This window comes from Thainema salinarum CENA647, assembly GCF_057732415.1.
The window spans coordinates 4,745,020-4,769,417 of sequence record NZ_JBYJZJ010000022.1 but is presented as its reverse complement, the minus strand read 5'-3'; the positions used below and the strand labels follow the sequence as shown (position 1 = coordinate 4,769,417).

Sequence of the window (24,398 nt, the reverse complement as noted above, 5' to 3'; positions counted from 1 at the left end):
TTTAAGCAAAGAGATGGTGTGCAGGATACCCGCAGAACATGGCATCACAGGATCAGAATCAAAATCAGGATCAGAACATTGAGAATAGCCAAATTGAAGACAGCCAAGTTCAATTTTCTCAGGCGGGGCGAGACACCCTCAGTTTTCAAAATAGCCACGACAACCAAATCACCATCACCAATGTCATTCTGAGATGGTTTGGTCAGCCTGCGTCGTCTGAAGTTAACTGGCGGTGGGCGCATCAGCTACTCAAGGAAAAGCAACTACCGGAAATTCATAAGCGGTTGATGGATACCCTGGGGCGAGATCGAACCTTAATTCCCATTGACCTGAACGAGCAGATGGATTGTGTGGGGCGTTCTCTGCTGGAAGCGAAGCGAGAGTTGCAGGTACAGGGAGAACCACAGGGCGAGATTGACCCACGACAGCTTTTGATTGAAACCTTTGGCCGAGAAGATATTGCTGGCAAGCTGTTGATCCTCGGTACACCGGGAGCGGGCAAAACCACAGCACTGCTCAGCTTAGCCGAACAGCTTGTTTGTGGGGCACTGGCAAAACCGAAAACAGTGATTCCGGTGCTGTTTGAACTCTCGACCTGGCGGAACGACAACCAGAGCATTCGTGATTGGCTGATTGAACAGCTCTATGAGCAGCACAACGGCGATCGCAAAGCCAAGATCTATGAACAATGGTTGGATCAGGAAGTGCTGCTGCCGCTGATGGATGGTTTAGATGAGTTGGGGTTGGTGCGGCAGCAGAACTGTATGCTGAAGCTGAATGAATTTGCCAAGCACTATCCCAAACTGGTGGTGTGCTGTCGGGTGAAGGAATTGAACCAGGCTAATATCAGGCTTGATACGCTGCGGGGAGCCGTCAGCCTACAGCCATTATCGAATGAGCAAATTCGGACATATTTTGAAACGCGGCAGTCGCCGCTGTGGTCGGTGATTCAGGAAAACTCAGACTTACAAAAGCTCTTGGAACGAATGCCGGACGATGAGCCGGGGCTGTTACGGATTCCGCTGTTTGTCTCTCTGGCCGCGAAAGCTTACGACCCCAAATATCCCTTCCAAACCAAGGCGGATTTGCTGAGCCAATACATTGGGCAGCAGCTATCGTACGGTGTGCGCAGCTATGATCGCCGTAATAACCCAAACAAGCAAGACTGGGCTTACAAGACATTTGACCAAGAACCGGATAGGCGACAAACCGAACGGACGCTGCGCTGGCTGGCACGCCAGTTGCAGCAAACCAACACGGTAGAGCTACTGATTGAGCGCATACAGCCCAGTTGGTTAGAAACTCAACAGGCACGACGACGCTATCGGCTGATTGTTGGGCTGATTTACGGGCTGATTGGAGGGCTGATTTACGGGCTGATTTACGGGCTGATTTTAGGTCTGATTGGAGGGCTGGATTCCATCCAGCCTATTGAATCCTTCAAAATTTCGATGTCGCACGCAGTGCGACGAGAAATTCTCAAAGAATTAAAGGAAACGCTGATTTACGGTCTGATTTTAGGTCTGATTTTAGGTCTGATTTTAGGTCTGATTGGAGGGCTGATTGGAGGGCTGATTGGAGGGCTGAAACAAGATTTACAACTGCGATTTTTACCCAATCAGGGTATCCGAAACTCATTCAAAAGTTTTCTATGGACAACTGTTCTGAGTTATCCCCTTGGAGTTGTATTCGCATCCTTAGGTGTAATACCTAGAGTCATTGCCGAAGGCATTAGCGATGGAGTCGGTTTAGGAGCAATCCTTGACTCTCTCTGGCAAATATTTCCACAATTTTTAGTGCCCGGTATCTTTGGAGCGCTATTCTTTGGTTTTGTAGTAGGCGGTGGACTTCCCTGTATCCAACATCTTTGCCTCCGTCTCGTCCTCTGGCAAAGCGACCTCGCTCCCTGGAATCTCGCCCGCTTCCTCAACTACTGCACCGAGCGGCGACTGCTGCAACGGGTCGGCGGTCGCTATCGTTTCCTCCACCGCGAACTCCTCGATCACTTCGCTCAAAACACAACATCCTCATAAATCGCATCAACCGACAAAGCCCCATCCACACTCATCAACGTAACTTCTGCCCCATCCTCATAGGGCACATACAGCCACGCCCCATCCCCACTCCGCCGAAACAGCTCCACCGTCTTCGCTGCCGACCCCACCAAAACATACTCCTGCAAACTCGCCAACCGACGATACAGCGCAAACTTGCCGCCCCGGTCATACGCTTCTGTTCCTGGCGACAACACCTCAACAATCACACAGGGATAGCGAATAAACTGCTGAGCCGTGCGATCGCGCTCATCACAACTCACACTCACATCCGGATAGACAAACGGCCCCTGCTCCGTAATACCAACCCTGGCATCCGAATTACGCACCTTGCACCGTCCCCGCAACTGCCCCCGCAAAATACTCGCCACATTGAGCGCAATGTCCGCATGGGGCAGCGTTCCCCCCGTCATCGCAAACACATCCCCATCAAAATACTCATACCGCAGCTCTTGCTGGGCTTCCCACTCAAAATATTCGTCCGGAGTCAAACGCGATTGGGGATGAGTCGCAACCATAGATACGCTCCCGGTTTGCTATCTAAATAACGATGGTGCAGGATGTATCTTGATCATAGTCGTCTTAAACCAACAGCTCCAGGCTAAACAAAGATGTGCGATCGCACTTTACTCTTGGTTCTGAAAGGGTTTAGTAAACTAGGAGAGCTGATTTGCAGTCGCGATTTAAAGAATCGGTACAAGGCGGAAGTCTCGCAGAATCAGCCTCGTACCAACTAAATTCAGGCAGTTTGAAAAGATCTGTATCTAAATTCCTAATCCAAAATTGTTTTTGCATAAGGTAGGAACAGCTTACGGGTTTCTAATACCAATTCTCCAAATTTCCGCATCTAAAAGCAGCTCCCCGCTCCCTCCCCTACTCCCCTACATCTGCCCTAACCCCATTCACGAGAAACGGTATCCCTAAGCTCTACTAACTAGCATCCTGAATAAATTGAGGCTTAAGCAATGTCTGCTATCGGTGTAATTGGCATTATTTTGCTGATTGTGAGTGTGATCGCCTATTGGATCAGTCGGAGTCAAAAATTGCGTAGCTTCAGCCTCAAATCGGCTCGTGCCGCTTCTATCAACGACTTACATCAACTGGCACAAGATATTGCCAAAGAAATCGGGGCAGGCAACTGGCAAGACTACGTGCGGCTTTGGGGAGAGGTTCGCTCTGATCAACCGCTGCAGTCGCCTCTCAACCAAACCCCCTGCGTCTACTACACCATGACAGTCACGCAGGAATACGAAGAAACCGTCACCGAAAAAGACGACGACGGCAACACCAAGCAAACCACTCGCCGCAGTTCCGAAACCGTCTCACGTAATCAGCAATCGATCCCGTTCCAGTTACGCGACGACACAGGTATTATTACCGTCGATCCCGATCAGGCCGACATCGAAACCGTGAAAATCTTGGATGAGTTTCGCCCCGATAACGACGTGGCTGGCAAAATATCGTTCGGTTCGTTCTCCTTCTCCATCGGCCATTCCATATCCACGCCCCGTCGCAGAATTCTGGGCTATCGGTTTACAGAATCCATTTTGCCCGTGAATCGGGAAGCCCTCATCGTCGGTATGGTGACGGACAGTACGGGCAAGCTAGCGATTCGAAAACCCCTTGATGACAAAAAATATATCATCACCCTCAAACCCTACGAGGTACTGACCAAAGCCGCCGACAATAACGCAAAAACCGCATTTTACGTTGCGATCGCAACCGCCATCCTAGGAGCCATCTTCCTTCTCATCGGGATTTTACCTTAGATGAGTTAGAGCGTTGGCGTACTCATCTCAATCCGTCGCCGTAAAACATCACTATTGGCCTGTAAATTTTGTCGAATCGCCTCAATTTGATCCATCTGGGGCTGTAGTCGCTTGAGCTGCTGTTTAGCATCGTACTTACGACGGAGCGCTGCCCGAGCTAAATCCGTGCGATCACGCTTCAGTGCTAGCATGGCTACCCGATGCCAGGTGTCAATATCGGCCTGGGTTTGCTGATACTGAGGCCGCACCTGCTTTTCAGCCTCGTAGAGATTGACGATGGCCTGCTTGAATAGCTCCAGCGATCGCGCCGGATCTTCCTCATAGGTCGCCTGATCAATTAACGGTTGCGATTTGGAAAAATCAAGAATTTCAGGATAGAGACCATAGTTAATTAACTGACCGCTCTCGCTGCGGCCAATTTTGCACCAGGTCGCGAAGTGTTCGCAATTATTTGTGAACACTTCGCGACCTGGTGCTCACCCAAGCGGCTAATCGCTCGATTTACCACAATTTCTGGCAAAAAAGCAGTGATGTACAGCTTGATGCGAATCGGCTGGTTCTGAGCAAATTCTGCGATCGCAGTTTGAGTAATCGTGGCCTCGCCCGCTTTGCGGTAGTGAATAACACTGCCATCGCCGCAGTCAATGCCGTGATGCTGATAGGTATGCGGCACCAGCGGCATTTGCCGCATCACATAAATTTGATCGCCCTTTGCCATGAAACCTATTCGTACCGTCAACACGCTCATTCAGTATTGATCAAGTCCGGCCCCAATGGGTTCAGTCTTTGGTGTAAAACTTTTAGCCTTCCGCCAGCGATCGCAAATCTGCTGCGACGGATTCGGCACTGGCATAGCGCACCATTGGCTCTGGATGCGTCAATGTCCGAATGATGTGGGTCATCTGATTCGATAATCCCGTGACATATTCTGGATAGAGCCGTCGGCCTTGATCGCGGGTGCCGTAGTAGAGTTCCGGCGACTGTCCCGTCAACAAAAAGATCAGCAGCGGGCCAAGCGCATACAGATCCGTAGTGGCGTCCAACTCTCCACCCATTTCCTCCGGCGCAGAATAAACCGATAAACCACTGGGTCGATCCACACCCAGCAAGTCATGTTCAATCACATCAAAATTAACCACTGCCAGCTCAAGCTGGGCCGTCGGGCTACCGCGTAGCACCAGCGAGCTAGGATTCAAATTACGATGCAAAATAGGCGGAGACTGTCGGTGGAGATAGCTCAACACATCACAAAGCTGCATCATCCATCGAGCCGCATCCGCCTCTATCACCGGACCTTGCTTCCGAATCCATTGGGCTAGCGTCGGCCCGCGAATCAGCTCCATGATCAAGTAAAGCTGACCGTTGACCTCAATGTAGTCCAATAAACGGGGAATTCGAGAATGGTGCAGTTGATGCAGCAAATCCGCCTCCCGCTGAAAGGCTTCCCGTGCCTGGGGATGACCTGCCCAATCCGGGTTTAACGTCTTCATCACCACATTATGGCCTTCCTGATCGAAGCCCTCTTGCCACGCCCAGTAGGTAACGCCAACCTCTCCCCGACCAAGCTGTCCCACGATTTGATAACCTGCGATCGCCATTAGCGGATGCAACGGTTTGCCACAATCACGGCAAAACAGCTTGCCCGGATTCGCATGGGGACAATCACTTTGCATCTGCTCCGAAAGCGGTGGCCCATCATCTAGCTGCTTGGGTCGCAAACGCGGCACTGTGTATTCAGCATGGGTTTCCATCCCGTGAGATGTATCCATGCCAAAACTGTGATCAAAGAAATCACTTAAATCCGATGCATCCGATGCATCGAATTTGGTCGTATCGGGTCTAGTAGTCTCAGAGTAATCTGCCCGTGCTGGCTCCGGCTGATCGGGCAGGCGCAGATGATCAGGAACCGGAATCACCGACGACTTTGGTGGCGTATCAGCCTCGTCTAAAGGAGTATCGTCAACCACCGCCGTCCGACCACCAGGAACAGGCACCTGGGACTGGCCAACCGCCTGATTCTCAGACGCCATTTTTTGAATATGCTGAAGCGCATCTTGCCCCATGAGAATCTGAATATTAGGACCGGAGCGGGCTAAGCGGATGATCACCCCATCTTGCGCCGGCATCTGGGTAATACGCTTACCGTCAACATAAGTGCCGTTTGTGCCCAAATTGACAATCTCCCATTGGTTGCCCTGCTGTCGAAGTTCAACGTGATGGCGTGAGACGACAGCACTGTAGAGCACAACATGATTGTCTGTTGAGCGTCCAATTCGAATCACGGATTCGTTTTCAAACGACCAGTTTTGAACAGGTGTCTTTTTTTGCGGATGTAGAAGAAGCAGAGTAATCACATTCTCTGGAATCAGTGTGTGGATAAATCAGCGATCGCGGCAAACCAAACAATGCCTTCGTGATTCTATGTGTAATCTTGACGCATAAAACAGAACATCAAGAAAATTGAAAAATAAAGGAAACTTTGTCGCCTTTCCCTAAAGCAATCCGATCGCCGGGACGTAATCGATGGCGATTGCCCAGGGGAAGCGGTAGGTTGTTGACGTAGGTACCATTCGAACTTCCAACATCCTCAATATAGTAGATATCGCCCTCGACTCGAATATCAGCATGCACCCGTGAAACAATTTCTGAGCTAGGAAAACCCGAAACGTCAATATCTGGGGGAATACGGTCATTGGGTTTGCCCATGTGAATCAGAGACAAATTAGCAGGCAGTTCAATCACCGTATTGGTTTGGATATGCAGCAGGCGGGCCGTTTGCTGCTGTAACTGCGTTGCGTTGTCTGGAGGAGCTGGGGGGGCAACAGCGTCAGGTATGGGAGCAGGAGGCGATGACGCGGAGACTGCGGCGGCACTTGCTAATTGAGCCGCCTCTGATGAGGACATGGCTGCTTCAGTGTTGGGAGGCATGGGAGCAACTGGGTCAGGCTGCACCAGCGGATCGGGGGGCGTCAAATCGGGAATTTCAGCCGATGATGATGACGCAAACGATTCAAAATCTGGCAAATCAGACGATGGCGAAGCTGATGCGGCAGGAGTTGAGGGTGGCGCAGCCTGGAGATTGAATCCACATTGTCCACAAAAACTGGCATCGGCCTGCACCGGGGCTTGACAGTTGGGGCAGGCGATCATCTCTGGCAGCGGCGTGTAACAGGCTTCACACTGCACGGCTCCATCTGGATTTTGGTGATTGCAATTTGGGCAAACAATCATGGGCATCCCCCACACAATGCGACCATCATAAAAAATGGTTGGCTGTAGAAACGGCTGAACGTGCTTGATTTTAATTGAATGTGTTGGATTTTAATATTGCGATACGGCCATTAGCATAATTGAGATTTTGATTGGGATGGGGTTTGGGAGGTAAAGGGATAGATGGGTGGATGAGTAAGGGAGTGGATGGGTAGGAGAGTGATGGGGCGCGGGGGAGCTAAGGGGGCAGGGGAGATTTGGTTGATAACTAGACGGTGACGGGGCTGAGGTTTTCGCCAGCAGCTTGATCGAGGAGCCAAATCAGTTCGCCCTGCTGGGGTTGAATAAATTTGGAGGGGTAGGTGTCGTGATTGGCTTCTGAGTTGAAGACGTGGGAGAGGGCATCTTGTTTATCGGCTCCGGCTACGACGAACAAGATGGTGCGGGCGCAGTTAATTAGCGGTACGGTGAAGGTGATGCGGGGTTGGCCGTCTTTGTTGCCAACGGTAATTCTGCGATCGCACACTTGCAGAGCTTCCGTATGGGGAAACAGTGAGGCCGTGTGACCATCATCGCCCATACCCAGCAGCACTACGTCAAACTCAGGAAAATCAGCAGTTTTGCCCGTTTTTTCCTGGAAAAAAGCTTGAATCGTTTGGTCGTACTGGGCGGCGGCTGTTTCTGGTTCCGGTGCATCGGTGGGCATCGGGTAAATATTTTCGGCGGGAATGCTGACATGATCGAGCCAAGCTTTGCGAGCCATCCCGGCGTTGCTGTCCGCATGTTCAGCCGGAACGTACCGCTCATCGCCCCAAAAAATGTAGACCTGATCCCACGGCAAATCCTGTTTGGCAAGCGCTTCGTAAAGGGGCTTTGGCGTACTGCCACCAGAGAGAGCAATGGTGCAAAATCCCCGATCTGCGATCGCGCTTTGCAGACGGTCAACGGTGATTTGCAGCGCCCGCTCAATCAACGCGAACTTATCGGACAGAACTTCTACGGTTCGACTCATAGTCTAAGTACCTCAACAATCGTTACGGTTGATGCGATATCCCTCAGAACCCTAGCGCAATCTGGCCCACAGTCTCATCTCTCTCAGGGAATTGTAAGAATTCAGGCCGAAATCTGTGTAAAAATCCTGTCTAGCGCTTGATCAACCCTCACTGCCAACCTCAATGATTTCCATAATTTTGCCTTGCATCAACGAGATGCGCCACGGCTATCTGCTCAGCATTTTGGACAACCTGATGGCGCAAGTGGGGGAAAAGGAAATCATCATTGCCCTTAGCCCCAGCGACGATGGCACCCGAGAAGCGATCCTGAAGTATCCAGACATTCAGTTGATCGAGGCTGAAGCGAACAATCGCGCCCAGCGGTTCAATATAGGCATTGCCGCCAGTCAGGGCGACATTATTTTGCTCCATCACCCCGCCACCCTACTACCCGCCCACACAGCCCTCCAGCAAATTGAGCAGGTGTTAAGCGATCCCGCGATCGCATGGGGCGGTTTTAGCCATCAGTTTGATCTCAACCACTGGCTACTGCGGTTTACCTCCTGGTATTCCACTTATCAACGGGGACAGCGCGGCGGCATTTTGTACTTTGATCACTGCGTTTTCGTGCGCCGCGAAGTCCTCGAAAAGATTGGTGGCGTGCCGGATTTGGATATTTTTGAAGATACGGCATTCAGTGAAGCGCTACGGCAACACGGTCAACCTGCGATCGCACCCGGCAACGTCATCACCTCTGCCCGCCGATTCCGCGATCGCGGAATTTATCAGCACGCCCTGCTAAATCAGTGGCTTAAACTCACCTATCGTTTAGGAATTAACCCACGTCTATTGAACCGCTGGTATGAGCGCAACGTCCAAATCAACGTCCGCTATTGGAAATAGTAGCCACCAGTCAATATTGCTCTATATTCAGTGTTGTTGGTTTACTAAACAGGATGGTCACTTGAGCCAGTTGACCACATTACACAAACCGTTGCAGTGTGTTCAATTTCAATTAAATTGGGGCATGATAATATGCGCAGCCCCATTCAGTTGCGATGAATACAAATTCATCGCTACGCTAAAGTCTGCACGACTTAACTGATGCGGCCTCTCCGATACCGGATGCCACATCATCAGTAGGCAATGGCAATATTGAGAATCACGCCAGTGTTCATCCTCCGTCTTTAGAATCAGGTTCTTAGAGTAAGGTCAGTATTTTTATGAGTTATATGGATTCACCCAGCAATGCACCGATGACGGGCAGTGCGCCCAGTGCGCCCATGACATCCATTGCCCTAAAAGTCGTTGGAGTTGTGACCATTTTGGCCTCCATCCTCGACTACATCATGATCATCTTTCCCACCAACTTCAGTAATCGAGGCTGGCAGTTGGAAATGATTAGCCAGATCGTCGATCGCGGCATTGTACCGATGGTTGGGGTAGCGCTTTTGCTTGCTGGATATTGGGTGCAGAGTATTAGTGGCCAGAGTGGTCGCCGAGCTGCTTGGGCTGATTTGAGGGTCTGGGCACTAGTGCTATCCGCCATTTTTGGCTTGGTCTTTTTGATATTTACGGTGCTTCATCCGAATAACGTCCGCGTCAACAGCCAGCAAGCTCTAGAGCAAATTCAGGAAGAAGCAACTACAGCCGAAACTCAGCTCGAAGGCCGATTGTCTCAAGAGCTGGAACAGCAGCGCAGCCAAATTGACGCTCTGATTGAAAATGAAGATTTGCTCGCTCAGGCCATTGAAAGTGGCCAGGTGCCACAGGAGCAAGCAGCCCTCCTGCGTCAGTTCCGCGAAGACCCCCAAGCGCTGGATCAGTTTTTGCAAGAGCGGGTTGGCCAGTTCCGGGGTCAAATTCAGCAGGAAATTGGTGGGCGACGGGAGGAAGCCGCTCAGCAGATTCGCCAAGAAGCCCTAAAATCCGGTATTCGGGTGTCAGTCAGCAGCTTGATCCTAGCCATTGGCTACTTCATCATCGCGGTCGTAGGCTTCCGCAATTTGAAAGCTGGCGCTTAGATTTCCTCTCCGCATGTTTGGGTCTGAAGCGCATTTGACCTATCGATTTTGACCTATCGACAAGGTGGTGGCCTCACTGGGTATCTCTGGATACAGACCAGCGTTATGCCAAATAAATGCTGATGGTTGATGTGCCATGCTTTGTACGGCACATTAACCATCAGAACCCAGCTAGATAAAGCTGGCAGTATTCAATACAAATACAGATAGACATAGAGATTTAGAATACAAAGGGCTGTACGGTTCTGTACAGCCCTTTGTGTGTTCAGTGCTGTGGCATTTGTTGTTGTGATATGCCTTTATGGTGTTGATGACTTTTGCCTGAATTCGGGAAAAATGTTGAAAGACCTGGTAAAAAAAGTGTCCAAGTAGGTAAGACAGCTCACTACTCCAATCGCCATCTGAATTTTAATATCCACATGTTTTCGATATACATCCTGACCTACAACGAAGAGATCGATATTGCCGAATGCATCGAGTCGGCTCTCCTCTCAGATGATGTGATTGTCGTCGATTCCTTCAGTCGCGATCGCACCTGCGAAATTGCCCAGCGCTATCCTGTACGCCTAGTGCAGCATGAGTTTGCCAGTCACGGTCAGCAGCGGACGTGGATGCTGCGCGAAGTGCCAACTAAGTATGACTGGGTATATATCTTGGAAGCCGATGAGCGGATGACGCCAGAGCTGTTTCAAGAGTGCCTGAAGGCGATGCAGTCCGATGAATACATAGGCTACTACGTGGCCGAGCGAGTCATGTTCATGGGCCGCTGGATTCGCCACAGCACCCAGTATCCCCGCTACCAAATGCGGCTGTTCTGTAAAGACAAAGTTTGGTTCACCGACTACGGCCATACAGAACGCGAGGTCTGTGACGGCCCCACCGGATTCTTGCAAGAAACCTATCCTCATTACACCTGCGGCAAAGGATTCGACCGCTGGATCGACAAGCATAACCGCTACTCTAGCGACGAAGCGAAAGAAACCCTGCGCCAATTGGAATCAGGTTCCGTCAACTTACCGCAAATTGTTTTCGGGAAAACCGAGGTTGAGCGCCGCCGGGCCCTCAAAGATTTATCGCTGCGGCTGCCCTTTCGTCCGGTCGTCCGCTTTTTCTACATGTACTTCATTCTGGGCGGCATCTTAGACGGGCATGCTGGCTTTGCTTGGTGCATGCTGCAAGCCTTTTACGAATACCTAATCACGCTCAAGGTGTGGGAATTGCGCCACATGCCCATTTCTTACCCCAGTCCGGAGACGGATTCAGAACCAGCTCAGTTACCGCTGGCCAATGAACCCGATTCATCTAACTCAGTTGATGCAGTGCCCAGTAATCGCTGATAGTGTGGCAACGGCTATTAGTCAAGTGCAAGATGCTAATTTCTGGGGTATTCTGAGAAATATAAAATGTTACGGACGATACTAATCTGCTAGTCGAGGCTGCTCTGTTAGCACGCGGCATTTACCGATATGAACCTCGGCTTAGATAACTTCAATCTAAGTTGGGGTTGAAGCGTAGCCAGATAACGTAGTTTGACAAAAGCTTACGTGTAGTACTGATAACAAACTGATAACAAATTATTTTTATTTCTTCAGTAGCTCTGTCTGTAGTAAGGGATCTTGAAGCGAAGAGAGTTCACCTCTTGCACTCAAACTCGAAGAGATGATTTACCACCGCATAAGTAGTGGCTAGTAGTAGTGGTGAATACCTCTTCTAGGTTTCCAAATTGGCAAGGGACAGGGTTACGAGAGAAAAAAGTATTAGCCGTAGCGCAGGATGCTTGATACAAATCGTTACAGAGCTTAAAACTATAAAAGAGAAAGTACAAAAACGGCTGAGACTGTTGCACGATTGGAACATTGTTTTTATTCGTACATCCGATGTTATTTTGTTCGATCGATTAGGATCGAATGAGGAGGCCGCATCAAGCTCGCACAACGATCACCGCTGTGGCTATGAACTAGCCGATGTGATTGACTTACCGCTGTTTTATCTGCGATCGCAGTTTGATCACCATCCGTTGCAAGGAGAATTGGGTTGTCTGTGCTTCAACGCCTAAAGCAAGATCTGAAAAATGACCTAATTGCGGGTTTGCTAGTGGTTATTCCATTGGCCACCACAATTTGGTTGACGACGACGGTGTCCGCTTGGGTCGTCAACTTTTTGACGCGGGTGCCTAAACGGATCAATCCGTTTAATGATCTGCATCCCATCCTTAGTAATTTGCTGAATCTAGGCGTCGGGTTGGCGGTTCCGCTGCTGTGCATTTTGATCATCGGTTTGATGGCCCGCAACATTGTAGGACGCTGGCTGCTGGACTTTGGCGAGCGTATCCTCCAGGCGATTCCCTTTGCGGGTTCGGTGTACAAAACGCTGAAACAACTTCTGGAAACTCTGTTTCGGGATACCAGTTCCAAGTTTCGCCGCGTAATTTTGGTGGAATATCCTCGGCGCGACATGTGGGCGATCGCATTTGTCACGGGTACAATTGCCAACTCAATGCAGCCAGAACTACCCGGCCCCATGCTGAGCGTTTTTATCCCCACAACGCCCAACCCGACCACTGGCTGGTACGCCATTGTGCCGGAGAATGATGTGATTAACTTGTCGATGTCGATTGAAGATGCCTTCAAAGTCCTCATTTCGGGTGGGATTGTCGGCCCTGGCTCTTTTGCCTCGCCCGCTGACCCCGCTGCTGACGAAAACCCACCAGATGTCACCACTGCGCTATCGCTCAAGTCGTCCTCGGCTCAACCGCTGGATTTAGATTTGGGACTCGAATCGCCAACGGAATCGACCATGAATCTGCGATCGCAAACTCTGCCATCCCTTGCCCATGACGACGATATTGGATAGCGTTATTAAGCCATTATTAAGCTGAATACTCCTTACCTTTAATTCACTGCCATGCAAGCTCGCCGAATCGCCCGTGAACTGGCTCTGCTGAGTCTGAGTCAGCTTCCTTCTGATCCCCGTAAAATTCAGGCACAGCAGCTTCAAGATGTTGTTCTAGCCGCTGTGCGAACGCTGACGGCTGAAGCTCAGGATGCTCTGGAAACCGCTGCCGCTGAACTAAAGCGGGGCAATAACCGCCTACTCGAAAGCGAGACGCGTGCTACGACTATCGACAGTGCCCGCACCATGCTGGCTGAAGCCGCCGAAATTACTCAAACAGCCATTAACCTTGTGGGTAATGCGCTAGAGCTGCCCGAGTTTATTCAGCTAGCTAATCAGCGGGAAGTCCGAGATTACTCTATGCAGATTTTGACCCATGTCGTGGCACACAAGGCCGATATTGATGATCTGCTGGTACAAAATTTGGTCGATTGGCAACTGAACCGTCTTGCCAAAGTGGATCAGGATATTTTGCGTGTAGCTGTGGCGGAGATTAAGTATCTGGGCGCACCGGAACGGGTTGCAATTAATGAAGCCGTTGAAATCTCCAAACGCTACAGTGGCGAAGAAGGCCATCGTTTCATCAATGGCGTCCTGCGTCGGGTCAGCAACTATCTCAAATCTAAAACAGCTGCGGGAGGTTCCACCTCGACTCCATCCGGTAATTCTGCAGAAACCGAACCTTCCATCTCATAAGGGCCGCTGCGACTGCTATGAATCGACTGCTATGAATCAACGGTGGTTAATGGTCGCTCTTGAGATCAGGGCTGAGGACTGAGTGTTGAATGCTGAATGCTGAGTGAGCTAAAACTCGCCTCATGCCTTACTTTTTTGAGTGCCGAGTGCTGAGAATCAATATTGAGCTTAGTAAATGCCATATCTATCAAACTATAGGTGAAGCATAGACATTTATTTGCCTTAGAAAGAAAGTATGTGAACTAGCTGTGTGAATTGGTCAACCGAAGTTGGAACGGCTATAAAACTGGGTGCTAGAATCTCGAATAGCAATCGGAATTCTCTGAAATGCCACGCATACTGTCTTAGTTGCGGGTAATTTCATTTTCAATCCGGATGTTGCGAGAATTACAGCAGCCACGGCAAAGATACTCAAATCTGTTGATGTATTTCGCTTGAGGCTGATTGAAGATCAGTAAAGTTAGTCCTCTTTTATATCGTTCTGTTAATACTCTGCTTGTGCATCCTCAGAAGACGCAAAAAATCGATTTAAGCAAAGAGTACCCTTGCCCTTGTTGCCGACGCGGTCGGTTAAGGGCGATTGTCCTTACAGAGGCATTCGGTTGCGATCGCTGTCAAAAAATTTTTGTTATCCAAGACAGCGGCTATGTCCTTGAACAGCTTTCGACCACATACCCTTATAAGCGGGCGTGGCAGTGGACAGGGCAACAGTGGAATCTAGAGCATTCCAAGTTCAATCGCAGCTATATTCCATTAACGTTGGTTATTATGCTGGCGTTTATTGTGGCGCTACTATTGCTAAGGGCGCTACAGCTTTCAGTAGCTAGTGGTACTCTTTGGCAAGCAGTTATGGTGTTTGCCCTCATTGCGTTGCTCGTAGTGCTATGGATTGCATGCAGACGATAATTCATGACGACTGACCCTAATTCCTCTTTGATTCGACTACTGCGGCAAGCTCAAGATGGCTTTCAGGATTTGATCAGCCTGGAATCTGCTGACCGCAAACAGATGATTCGCCTGATGGCAGAGGCTGTACTGGCTGCTCAGGACAATATTCTGGAAGCCAATACGCTAGATTTAGAGGCCAGTCGGGAGATGGCTGTGCCCGATTTGATTCTGGATTGGCTTAAGCTCACGCCAGAGCGGTTGCAGTTAGCGGCGTCTTTCTTAGAGCGATTAGCCAATTTACCTGATCCGCTGCGCTATTCGTATAGCCCTCGTCCCCTGCAAGAGGGGCAATTGTGCTGCCAAATTGTGCCGTTAGGCGTGGTGGCATTGATTTATGAAGCGCTGCCGGAGCTCAGTGCGATCGCAGCTGGACTATGCTGCTTTACGGGCAATAGCCTCGTCCTTAAAGGGGGCAGTGAAGCGAGCCACACCAATGAAATTATCGTTCAGGCCATTCAAATTGCGCTGTCAGAAGCGGGCTATCCTATCTCCGGTATTACCCTGATGCCAGCGGAGCAAACCAGCACGATTCGTAGCCTGGTAACTCAAGACTCAGGCTTGAACCTAGTGATTCCCTATGGTCGTCCTAGTTTGGTACAGCAGGTGATGCGCCAATCGGCTGTACCGATTCTGCGGGCGGCGATGGGTAACTGCTACTTGTACTGGTCATCCACGGGCAATTTGGATCTCGTGCGCTGGATGATTTTAGATAGTCATCAGAGCGAACCAGATCCGGTCAACGCCATCGAGAAAGTACTGATTGCCCGCAACCATAATCCCTCGACGCTGACGATGGTTTGGAATGCACTGCAAGATAAAGGCTATGAGTTGCGCGGGGATCAGATTTTAGTTAATGAGTTTCCAGAACTTATCTTGGCCGAGGACGATGAATGGTCGCAACCTTATCTAGAAAAGGTTATTGCCTTTAAAGTCGTAGACGACATTGATGAAGCAATTCGCTGGATTAATAATCACAGCAGCAGCCACGCCGATTCCATCGTCACCGAGTCCTATTCCGAAAGCCGACAGTTTTCAATGCAAATTCAAAGTGCATCGGTCTACGTCAATACATCACCACGCTTTTATCGCAACCCACCCGACAGTAATGCGATCGCATTGGGTATGTCTAATCAGCGCAGCCCTCATCGGGGATTAATCGATATCGCCGCGCTGACGACAACCAAACAGGTGATTCAGGGTTAATGGTGTATTCGTTAATCGGGTTCACTCATTTGGGTTAATTAAGACCATTTGTTAGTTTATCTAACTGGCTTGTAGAGACTGAGTAGCTTCAACATGTTGAATAATTTGCTGGTCAGTTGCATCAATGCAGCGTAAACAGGCAATCGTCCCTTCTGGATCAATTTCAAACTCTTCCGCCAGTAACACCAAATTGTGCAGTCGTCGCTGGAGCATCCGAATCAAATCTACGAGTCGCTGGTGGCACTGCCGCACTGGTTGGGAACTACCACGGCCAAACTGCAGTGCAACACGCTGCTCAATGTCCTGTAGCTGGTGTTGAACATGGTGAATCTGCCGAAGCTGATATTCAATAGCCACTTGGCTCGCAGGTAAATGGAGTCGAGCTTGTTGATGCAGAGACAAAAGCTCTAATAAAATTTGATGAAAAGCGCGATCAATATTCATAAGTAGATTCACGAAATCAGGAACACAGGTTTTTAAATGAGCTGAGCTTTGCCTGCATAAATATACTTAGCTCCTACGCGGATTGCCGCATGCACTTATCGTTCTACAAGAAACGGAAAATCCTGAAAACTTTCACCCAAAATTCACATTGGATTTGAAATTACTCGGGGATTCTTGAATTTTACGTAAATCTACTGGTGTATTACAGTTAAATAAAATACTTTCATCGAAATCTGGTAGTGGACTGACGGTTGATTGGTTAAGCCAACCTTGGAACGATCGGCGACCAGACGCAATATAAACCCCCAAGCACTCCAGACAGCTTGAGCGATAGAAGCCACACAGCGGTTCCCAACCTTTCGCTTGATGAGCAAGAAGCGCAATCGCATCTTTCGGTACCTCTTGTAATAATGGCAACCAGGACTGAATTGGCTCAGCGTTCAGTTGCGGTAGGTCACACGCCAGCAGCAGCACCCACTCCGTTTTAACGTGCTGTAGTCCTTGAGCAAATCCCACCAAAGGGCCATGATTCAAAGACGGGGATATGGTTGTCGCTTGATCCAATGAAGAGGGTTCATCGGCTGGTTGAGAGGCAACTTCTGGAATAAATTCACAACCAGCAGGTGCGATCGCACGATAGCGCTCCGGCCAGGGTGTCACGATATAGGCGGAATCGACGCAGGCTAAAGCAACCTGACCAACATGGGTTAGCATGGGGACACCATTGATAGAGATCAGAGCTTTATCTTGTCCCATGCGGGAGCTTTGGCCACCTGCCAAAATAATGGCTGAACAGTTCACGGGAATAACCTAGCGATTGTTGCCCCTCACTTTTAGCACGTTTATTTTTGGCGTTGCTTGATCTGGGTATGAATTGAAATGTCGGGAATGCCCCTGTTCCAATTCATGTTTGCAACTTGATCTGTGATCTAATCCATGAGTGAAGATCGTAATTTTGATGAACCTAATCCCTTTCCCAGCCCGGATGAAGTTGCTCCAGCCTCACCAAATAACTGGATCCTTCCGGTCGGCTGTACGTGCTGTGGCTGCATCATCGTTTCGTTAATTGCGTTAGGGTTAGGAGTAGCGGGTCTCGGTGGGGCCGTTTGGCGCGTTGTACGTTCCACAGGCACTCACCAGGTTTATCAGCTTGCAGCAGCAGCAGTTGAATCAAACAGCACAATTAGCGATGTGCTGGGGGAACCCGTAGAAGCCGGTTGGGTTTCTAAATCAGTTGAACGGTATAGAGATCCAGTCGGAGGACGAGTCTGCCTCCGCTTCAGCGTCAATGGTGCCGATCGCAGTGGCAGTGCCTATGCTGAAGGCACGAATAATACTCCAGAGGCAACCTGGCAGCTTCATCAGCTCACGGTTGCCATCAACGGTGAAACGGAGGCATTCGCTGTGGTGCCGTTGCCAGACAACCAGCCGCCACTCTGTCCAGATTTTGATCAGCCAGATTCCGAATCAGAACCCACTCCACCAGAAGCCGAGTCTATTACTGGGTCTACAGTACAAAAACTGGCTATCGCAGCCTACTGAAACAATAGCCATTCGATCTCAAGACAGTCGGTAGGGATCTGTTTGGGTGGAGTACCCTGATGATAGTTACCGTCTGCTGCTTAGCAGACAATGGCTGGTACTGATTACATGATCACAATTAGCAAACTAGCTTCGACTCGTGGATTCGGTTCGAACCCGCCATGCTGATTATTTAAGTCTATTTAAAGCGTTTAAACTGCATTGCATGCAAAAAATTCTATTTGATACTCAACAATCCGTCCGAATTTATGCCCGTTTAGTCGGTAAATCGCTGAATCTGCGTGGCATTGACACCACTGAACCATTAGGCACTGAGCCACTGGTCATCTCGGCAGGAGAACAAGGCTGTGCCGTCCTGTTTTCCTATGGGGTGGCCGTGATGCTTGGGTTAGCACCAATGGAAGAAGCTAATTTTTTGTCTTACTTAGAACCCTTCGTCACTGAGCCAACCGATGTACATGAGACCGAAGAGGCGATTCTGCAATTTGATGAACATGGCACAGGTAAAGTTGATGGCGATCGCATTTTGCTATCGGACTTTAGCCTGCAACGAATTCAAATTGTGGCAGATATTCTAGCTAAAAGCGTCGTATTGGCCTACTACGAGGACAAAACCGCTCAGTCTTTCAGCCGGATTGAACCCTTTGCTACCAGCTTACAGCGCAAAAACTGGGGCCAGCGCCAGAGCAACCAGCTCCTGCGTCAGCTCGGCAATACGCTATCAATTCAGCACAAAATGGTTGGGCGAGTACAAATCACTGATAAGCCCGAACTGCTGTGGGAATATCCCGAACTCGATCGCATATTCTTGCGGTTAGAAGACGAGTACGAACTGCGAGAACGCCATGCGGCACTCGAACAAAAGCTAAACTTAGTCTCCCGCACAGCAGAAACCGCCATCGAACTCTTGCAGCACAACACCAGCATGCGCGTCGAGTGGTACATCGTCATTCTGATTGTGGTAGAAATTTTGCTCTCAATTTATGAGCTGTTTCTACGGTAACGACACCCCAGAAGACACAATAGCTTTACTCGTGTTCGATCAGGTTTGTTTTGCGAATACTTTTCATAGGGAAATATCCATAAAACAAACCTGCCCTTTGATTAGCGACTAACAAGCTTGCAGAAACGACTTTCGTCTCCGCTTTTGAGCGTTTCCTGATAGAGAAACGCTAGATTCTTTTCTTCAAATTTCTCAAAAAACTCATCCCACTCAATCCGCTCTAGAGATTGCTCTCCGCTGTAACCAGGAAAATCAATTCGCAAGAGGCCAGGTTCGCCGTTCTCTTCAGTACTTTTGACCGTTGCTGGAAAGCCGCCGCGCGCCTCGGTCCACTGCCGGATTGTGTTGTGATCTGTTGTTGTCTTACTCTCTGCCTGAGCCATAAGCTTGCTCCAAAATAGGGTAATCGTTCACTCTCAACGTATCGACGGAGCAAACGCGCAGCATCTTTCCGGAGAAAGGAGTTGGTGATTGGCTGTTTGCCAAACCAGACAGAAGCCTGCCGTCACGGTACGACGGCAGGCTTCTTTAGAATTTGGAAAGTGCAAATTAAGGGAGATTAACTGGCCGCAATTCCACCCGCTAAACCAGAGGCAAAGGCCGAAACCAAGGCCGTAGCAAATAGCCACCAAGCGGCAACGGCAGCAACTTTGCGGGTTTCATCCAGTTGTCTTTGCGCGAGATGCTTCATTTCGCTCATGCGCTTGTCAACTTCCATCTGGAGACGCTCAGCCTGCTGCAACACACTGTCGCGGGCATCTTCGACTTGGGCGATAATCCGGTCAGCATCGGCTGCAGAGATGTCATTGCGAGAGCTGAGGATGGCTACTAGCGTGTCGCGATTAACGGACGAGAGGCGATGGCGCAGCGCATCGAAGCCTGTTTCTGGATCATCAAATAGCAAGCGGATATCTTGCTTGATGCCATAGTAGTTTAGCTCTGGGCGATCCAGCGAGTTCAGGTAGCTGCGAATTCGAGCCATAATGCTGTCGATCGCGGCTTGAATCCGATACTGCACCTGGCGAATTTGCTCAAGCGCTTGATCGCGAATCGACAGGATTTGTCCTACAATCCGCTGGGCTTCGGCTTCCGAGATGTCCTCTCGCTGGGACAATAGGGCAACCAGGGTAGAGCGATCGATGCGAGAAACGCGATCGCTAATTCGCTCAGCCCCTAACCGAGGATCATCAAACAGCGTCCGTAGATCGCGCTTAATGCCTTCTGGACTCAGTTCGTCCTTATCGGTATTGCGCAGATAATCTTCCAGGGCTGTTTCAAAGCTCTGGACTTTTTCTTGCGTCCGGAGGGCAAGGCGACGAGGGGCACGCAAAATGCTGCGAATGGCCGATTGAATCTGGTCAATCTTTTCATTCACTTCTGCTTCGGTTAGATCCTGGCGCTGGCTCAACAGCTGCACCAGCGTATCTCGATCCATTTGCGATAGACGATCGCGCAGAGCAGACGCACCCGCTTGTGGGTCGTTGATCAGCTTTTGCAAGTCGCGCTGAATCCCCTCTGGGTTCAGCTCGGACTTACCGGTGCTGCGCAGATAATCTGCGATCGCAGATGTGGCATGGTCATACTGCTCCTGAGCCTTAACAGACAGCGACTTCGGTGACCGCAAGGCGCGATGCCAAGTTTCCTCAACCTGATCAATCGTGTGGTTAACGTCAGATTCAGACATATCCTGGCGCTGACTGAGCAACTGCACCAGCGTTTCCCGATCCATCTGGGAGAGCCGATTCCGCAGGGCAGCAAAGCCAATCTGGGGATCGTTGAGCAGCATCGTAATCTCGCGCTCAATCGCATCAGGATTTAGCTCTTCGCGACCCGTGCTGCGCAGATAGTTTTCTAGCCGCTGCTGCACATTTTTCGCTTTTTCCTGCGCCTTTTCTTCCATCGACTTCGCGTCATCGAGCACCTGATTGCGGGCTTCTTCCAACGGATTGATTAAATTATCAACTTCCCAGGTGTCCACATCGGCCCGACGCAGCAGGAGTTCTCGCAGCAGATTGCGATCGTAAGTTTCTAAGCGCGGACGCAGAACAGAGTACTCCGTATCAGGCGTCTCTAGTATGGCCTTAAATGCCTTACGGCTATATTCAGCATTGGCTAATTCAGTCTTAGGCGTGGTTAGGATGAACGTTTCAACCCGCTGTCGCAGCTCAAGTGCGATCGCTCTTGCTTCAGCTTCATAAGCAACGATTCGAACTTCCCGCCGAATCCGCTCTAAATGATTAGCCAAATTCTGAATTCGCTCTTGGGTAAAGACACCCCGCGACTTCAAGATGCTGACAAAATCAGGCCGACCAATCTGGTCTAGCTCATGGCGCACCATCCTTGGATCAGCATCGGGATCATATAAGATAGCCCGAAAATCACGTTCCACAGTGGCAGGCTTCATTTGCCATGAATAAGCATTCAGCAGGTAGTTCTCAATATCAGAACGAATAACGCTCTTAGAGGTCGCTTGGTCTGAACTGCTGATTAGCTGATTCGCTTGCGACGAAATTTGAGAACCCGCTGACTTCAGCCGACTAGAAATGGTCTGCGCGTCCAGGTCAGACAGGTCAATGCGACCCATCGCTACACCCATCAAGCCATTCAGCAACTGCATCAGTGACTGCTGGGCCGAATTGGACTGAGACTGACGACGCAAACGCATTTCATTCAACAACTGATCGAGCCGCTGACCCAATTCTTCGGACAGCAACCGCTCTGGGTGAGCCGTGCGAACATAATCAACTAAATCTCTAACTGCGTTGGTATTACCACTGCTGGATCGACCAACAGAACGCAACCAAGCATCTTCTAACTGACTTGCCACCTGCTCAACTTCTCGCTGAGACAAGTCTGTCCGACTGCGGACAACATCGACAAAAGCTTGACGATCAATTGCCGAACGCAACATTTCTGAATCAGCCTGCTGTAGATCAGGATTGCTGGCCAGCAACCCTTCAAATTCGCGCCGCAAAGCCTGTGCATCGATTTGTGAAGGGCGGAGTTGAGAAATGTAGTCTTCGATCTTGTGCTGGACATCGCGAGCATCCCAGCCAGCCGTCAGCTCACGCCGAACCGCAGAAGCCGCCGCCTCGGCTGTCTCAACAATCTGATCATTGGCAGCTTTAGCGCCTACAGCCGCAGTCGCTGCCCCAAACAGTTTCTGAAAGCTGGATGTTGCCATACCAACAACAGAACCAAACAGCGAACCAACTTTGGCTGAACTTAACCAAACCATGGCGGTGAAATAGGTGCCCCAAATCACCAAACCAATGATGATGCCAAGCCCTGGCTGATCGTCCGGTACTGGAATTAAATGTACGGCGAGTAAGCAAGCGAAAAACAGGGCGATTGTTACAGTAACGAGTGTCCATAGGCCCATTGCTGCGCCGATGTGCTGTCGAACCGATTGGCCCAACCCACCTGAACTACTGTCTTGATGAGACGAACGACTGGGTCGGAAATCAAGCACAGATATGCCAGTCGCAACCGACAGATTCGTCAGCAAGAGCTGAAACGCAAATGCAAGAATGAGACCAGCAATAAGAGCTATGAAAAACTGAGGTCCAGAAAAAATATAGGCAGCTTCATCTGTAGCAGAAGTCACTACCGTATCTGGAACTTGCAGAATATGCCATAGGGGAGTTAAGCCTACAGCTAAACCTCCAAATATGTGAATCATTGATGTATACCCTTAACCATATAAACGGACAACACATGACGTAACAAAGCTCATACCCTACACCAAAACCCCAAAGGACTGATTGCGCTACACAACGGCAACAGACAAATCATTTTGGGTTTTAAGTGGCTAAGGTGCAACGTATGAGAGAACTTGATAAATCTCTCGAAAGAGTTAGTTATTTACCAATTCATTAAGGAAATTCGCGCGGTTTGCTGTAGTCATAATCTGACCCAAACAACCAAAGGTAATCCTGCGAACGACAGTTCATTTTGCCATTGCCAGATAATTACAGCAGCAGTTTTGTTCTGCTCAATCCTTTGCAATCTGGATATGACAAGCGCCATTGATTAAAATCATGATTGAATCATGACTCCATTAATTAAGCTTCTAAATTGCTGCAACAGCATTAGCGCATCCTTAATCCGATTGAGTTTTAAGTACTTTTTGCACAGATCAATTCGACCGTAAACTGGCTTACAATTCATCAATCCCTTGGTAGAGAGTTATATGGCGGTCTATGCCTTACGAGGTGATTCGGGACAATTTAGTGATCAGACGATTGCAACAATTGAATGATTTTGCTGCTGCCTGCTACCCCCGAGATAGCCCTAAATAAACCCATTGCTGGGATCTAGAGTTACAGCCTATCAGCGGCCCATCTAAGGATTCAGTGAAGTTACTCCGTAATTCAACTCTCGACGAAGCCATGTGCAGTACTCTAAACTCGATTTGAACCGCTCCTTGAACGACTCATAGTAAAATCTAGTTTCGTCTTATCTTGCTGGCGCTTGTTTGCCTACCGCCTATGCCTCAGAACCTCTCAACATCGTCATCAGAGCAGCATTCCAAACCAATCTCAGCCGATCGTGAACTGTCATGGCGAGTTGCGACAAACCTGTGGATCAGCTTTCGATATGCTTGGGGCGGCATCCGCTACGCTTTTCGTTCTCAGCGAAATTTTCGAATTCATGTGCTGATTGGTGGAGCTGCGATCGCAGCTTCATTTGCTTTACATCTTTCAACTGTTGAAATTGCAGTCATCGTTCTCACCTGCGGCGCTGTGATGGCAATGGAGCTGCTGAATACGGCTCTAGAGTCAGTCGTCGATCTAACGGTGCAGCAGACCTATCACGAACTGGCCAAGATTGCCAAAGATTGTGCGGCAGCGGCGGTCATGATTTTTGCGCTAGTGGCAGTTGCGATCGCACTACTCCTTTTGCTGCCGCCATTTGTTACCCTAGTTCAAGGATATTGGGCACATTCGGCAGCACTCCTATGATTCTTGTCATTGATAACTACGACAGCTTCACCTACAACCTGGTGCAATATCTAGGCGAACTGGGAGCTAACTTGCCAGTAGCCGCTGATATTCAGGTCTATCGCAACGATCAGATTACGCTGGATCAAATTCGGGCACTCAAGCCAGACGGCATTGTAATTTCGCCGGGGCCAGGTCGCCCCGAAGATGCAGGAGTCTCGCTGGACTTGATTCGTGAACTAGGGCCAGAGTTTCCTATTCTGGGCGTCTGTCTGGGCCATCAAAGCATCGGTCAAGTCTTTGGTGGTACCGTTACCTCTGCTCCGGAGCTGATGCACGGCAAAACCTCAATGGTGCATCACACCAACACAGGCGTTTTCGCAGGTCTCGATAATCCGTTCATTGCCACCCGCTATCACAGCCTGGTGATTGAGCGAGATACCTGTCCGGCTGAGTTAGAAATTACTGCCTGGGTCGAAGACGGCACGATTATGGGGGTTCGTCATCGCACCTATCCTCATATCGAAGGGGTGCAGTTCCACCCAGAAAGCATTTTGACCACCTCTGGCAAACAGCTTTTGATCAATTTTTTGGCGCAACTCTCTCAACCGATTATGCCCGTTTCGGCAACTTCCTCGGTTTCGTAACGTCTATTCAGGCAGTCACCTTAACTCATGA

General features: G+C 49.7%; 23 protein-coding genes. 13 read left to right on the top strand and 10 right to left on the bottom strand.

Going from position 1 to position 24,398, the window contains the following annotated elements:
• Nucleotides 1–38: 38 nt before the first annotated feature.
• Nucleotides 39–2,033, top strand: coding sequence for an NACHT domain-containing protein (locus AC286M_RS27635; RefSeq protein WP_488207444.1), 1,995 nt, complete (start codon nt 39–41; stop codon nt 2,031–2,033).
• Here AC286M_RS27635 and AC286M_RS27630 read toward each other — a convergent pair.
• Nucleotides 2,012–2,572, bottom strand: a complete 561-nt coding sequence (locus AC286M_RS27630) for a Uma2 family endonuclease (RefSeq protein WP_488207443.1) — start codon at nt 2,570–2,572, stop codon at nt 2,012–2,014. The genes AC286M_RS27635 and AC286M_RS27630 overlap by 22 nt on opposite strands.
• A 447-nt stretch (nt 2,573–3,019) precedes the next feature.
• Here AC286M_RS27630 and AC286M_RS27625 point away from each other — a divergent pair, with 447 nt between their 5' ends.
• Entirely contained in the window at nt 3,020–3,823 is an 804-nt protein-coding gene (locus tag AC286M_RS27625; protein WP_488207442.1) for an E3 ubiquitin ligase family protein, read from the top strand.
• 5 nt (nt 3,824–3,828) lie between these two features.
• Here AC286M_RS27625 and AC286M_RS27620 read toward each other — a convergent pair whose 3' ends face one another.
• From AC286M_RS27620 to pgl, 5 genes are all read right to left on the bottom strand, one after another.
• The gene (locus AC286M_RS27620; RefSeq protein WP_488207441.1) at nt 3,829–4,284 is read right to left on the bottom strand and encodes a PspA/IM30 family protein; all 456 of its coding nucleotides are present in this window, start codon (nt 4,282–4,284) and stop codon (nt 3,829–3,831) included.
• A complete protein-coding gene (locus tag AC286M_RS27615) occupies nt 4,215–4,541 on the bottom strand; it encodes a lecithin retinol acyltransferase family protein (protein WP_488207440.1) in 327 nt (108 codons plus the stop codon). The genes AC286M_RS27620 and AC286M_RS27615 overlap by 70 nt, the downstream gene beginning before the upstream one ends.
• Before the next feature lie 82 nt (nt 4,542–4,623).
• Complete coding sequence (locus tag AC286M_RS27610) at nt 4,624–6,105, bottom strand: protein kinase domain-containing protein (RefSeq protein WP_488207439.1); 1,482 nt, start codon at nt 6,103–6,105, stop codon at nt 4,624–4,626.
• A 169-nt stretch (nt 6,106–6,274) separates the two neighbouring features.
• A complete protein-coding gene (locus AC286M_RS27605; protein ID WP_488207438.1) occupies nt 6,275–7,054 on the bottom strand; it encodes a double zinc ribbon and FHA domain-containing protein in 780 nt (259 codons plus the stop codon).
• Between the two features lie 247 nt (nt 7,055–7,301).
• Complete coding sequence (pgl, locus tag AC286M_RS27600) at nt 7,302–8,045, bottom strand: 6-phosphogluconolactonase (RefSeq protein ID WP_488207437.1); 744 nt, start codon at nt 8,043–8,045, stop codon at nt 7,302–7,304.
• A 163-nt stretch (nt 8,046–8,208) separates the two neighbouring features.
• On the opposite strand from pgl, the gene AC286M_RS27595 reads away from it, so the two are divergent.
• The 7 genes from AC286M_RS27595 (at nt 8,209) to AC286M_RS27565 (ending at nt 15,788) form a co-directional block, all read left to right on the top strand.
• Nucleotides 8,209–8,928 (top strand): TIGR04283 family arsenosugar biosynthesis glycosyltransferase, encoded by a 720-nt coding sequence (locus AC286M_RS27595; protein WP_488207436.1) that lies wholly within the window; start codon nt 8,209–8,211, stop codon nt 8,926–8,928.
• Between the two features lie 320 nt (nt 8,929–9,248).
• Nucleotides 9,249–10,049, top strand: a complete 801-nt coding sequence (gene hpsJ-B / locus AC286M_RS27590; protein ID WP_488207435.1) for a hormogonium polysaccharide biosynthesis protein HpsJ — start codon at nt 9,249–9,251, stop codon at nt 10,047–10,049.
• Between the two features lie 419 nt (nt 10,050–10,468).
• Nucleotides 10,469–11,386: a glycosyltransferase family 2 protein gene (locus AC286M_RS27585; protein ID WP_488207434.1), complete on the top strand. Its 918-nt coding sequence runs from the start codon at nt 10,469–10,471 to the stop codon at nt 11,384–11,386.
• Nucleotides 11,387–11,934: 548 nt separating this feature from the next.
• Nucleotides 11,935–12,105 (top strand): hypothetical protein, encoded by a 171-nt coding sequence (locus tag AC286M_RS27580; RefSeq protein WP_488207433.1) that lies wholly within the window; start codon nt 11,935–11,937, stop codon nt 12,103–12,105.
• Nucleotides 12,090–12,902, top strand: coding sequence for a DUF502 domain-containing protein (locus AC286M_RS27575; RefSeq protein ID WP_488208868.1), 813 nt, complete (start codon nt 12,090–12,092; stop codon nt 12,900–12,902). Before AC286M_RS27580 ends, AC286M_RS27575 begins: the two co-directional genes overlap by 16 nt.
• A gap of 51 nt (nt 12,903–12,953) precedes the next feature.
• Entirely contained in the window at nt 12,954–13,637 is a 684-nt protein-coding gene (gene nusB / locus AC286M_RS27570; RefSeq protein WP_488207432.1) for a transcription antitermination factor NusB, read from the top strand.
• A gap of 909 nt (nt 13,638–14,546) precedes the next feature.
• Nucleotides 14,547–15,788, top strand: a complete 1,242-nt coding sequence (locus AC286M_RS27565) for a glutamate-5-semialdehyde dehydrogenase (RefSeq protein WP_488207431.1) — start codon at nt 14,547–14,549, stop codon at nt 15,786–15,788.
• 60 nt (nt 15,789–15,848) lie between these two features.
• Here the strand turns inward: AC286M_RS27565 and AC286M_RS27560 are convergent, their stop codons facing one another.
• Nucleotides 15,849–16,232, bottom strand: coding sequence for a hypothetical protein (locus AC286M_RS27560; protein WP_488207430.1), 384 nt, complete (start codon nt 16,230–16,232; stop codon nt 15,849–15,851).
• A 132-nt stretch (nt 16,233–16,364) separates the two neighbouring features.
• Nucleotides 16,365–17,033 (bottom strand): molybdenum cofactor guanylyltransferase, encoded by a 669-nt coding sequence (locus tag AC286M_RS27555; protein WP_488207429.1) that lies wholly within the window; start codon nt 17,031–17,033, stop codon nt 16,365–16,367.
• A gap of 135 nt (nt 17,034–17,168) precedes the next feature.
• On the opposite strand from AC286M_RS27555, the gene AC286M_RS27550 reads away from it, so the two are divergent.
• Nucleotides 17,169–17,774 carry a cytochrome c oxidase assembly factor Coa1 family protein gene (locus AC286M_RS27550; RefSeq protein WP_488207428.1) on the top strand — a complete coding sequence of 202 codons (606 nt, stop codon included), beginning with the start codon at nt 17,169–17,171 and terminating at the stop codon, nt 17,772–17,774.
• 205 nt (nt 17,775–17,979) lie between these two features.
• Nucleotides 17,980–18,777, top strand: coding sequence for an RMD1 family protein (locus AC286M_RS27545; RefSeq protein WP_488207427.1), 798 nt, complete (start codon nt 17,980–17,982; stop codon nt 18,775–18,777).
• Between the two features lie 101 nt (nt 18,778–18,878).
• Here AC286M_RS27545 and AC286M_RS27540 read toward each other — a convergent pair whose 3' ends face one another.
• Both AC286M_RS27540 and AC286M_RS27535 read right to left on the bottom strand, forming a co-directional pair.
• The gene (locus AC286M_RS27540; RefSeq protein ID WP_488207426.1) at nt 18,879–19,160 is read right to left on the bottom strand and encodes a lipocalin/fatty-acid binding family protein; all 282 of its coding nucleotides are present in this window, start codon (nt 19,158–19,160) and stop codon (nt 18,879–18,881) included.
• Nucleotides 19,161–19,336: 176 nt separating this feature from the next.
• Complete coding sequence (locus tag AC286M_RS27535; RefSeq protein ID WP_488207425.1) at nt 19,337–22,459, bottom strand: MFS transporter; 3,123 nt, start codon at nt 22,457–22,459, stop codon at nt 19,337–19,339.
• Nucleotides 22,460–23,267: 808 nt separating this feature from the next.
• Between AC286M_RS27535 and AC286M_RS27530 the strand changes: the two genes are divergently transcribed.
• Together AC286M_RS27530 and AC286M_RS27525 are read left to right on the top strand one after the other, a co-directional pair.
• On the top strand, nt 23,268–23,741 hold the full coding sequence (locus tag AC286M_RS27530; RefSeq protein ID WP_488207424.1) for a diacylglycerol kinase family protein: 474 nt from the start codon (nt 23,268–23,270) through the stop codon (nt 23,739–23,741).
• Nucleotides 23,738–24,367 (top strand): anthranilate synthase component II, encoded by a 630-nt coding sequence (locus tag AC286M_RS27525; protein ID WP_488207423.1) that lies wholly within the window; start codon nt 23,738–23,740, stop codon nt 24,365–24,367. The genes AC286M_RS27530 and AC286M_RS27525 overlap by 4 nt, the downstream gene beginning before the upstream one ends.
• Nucleotides 24,368–24,398 lie beyond the last annotated feature (31 nt).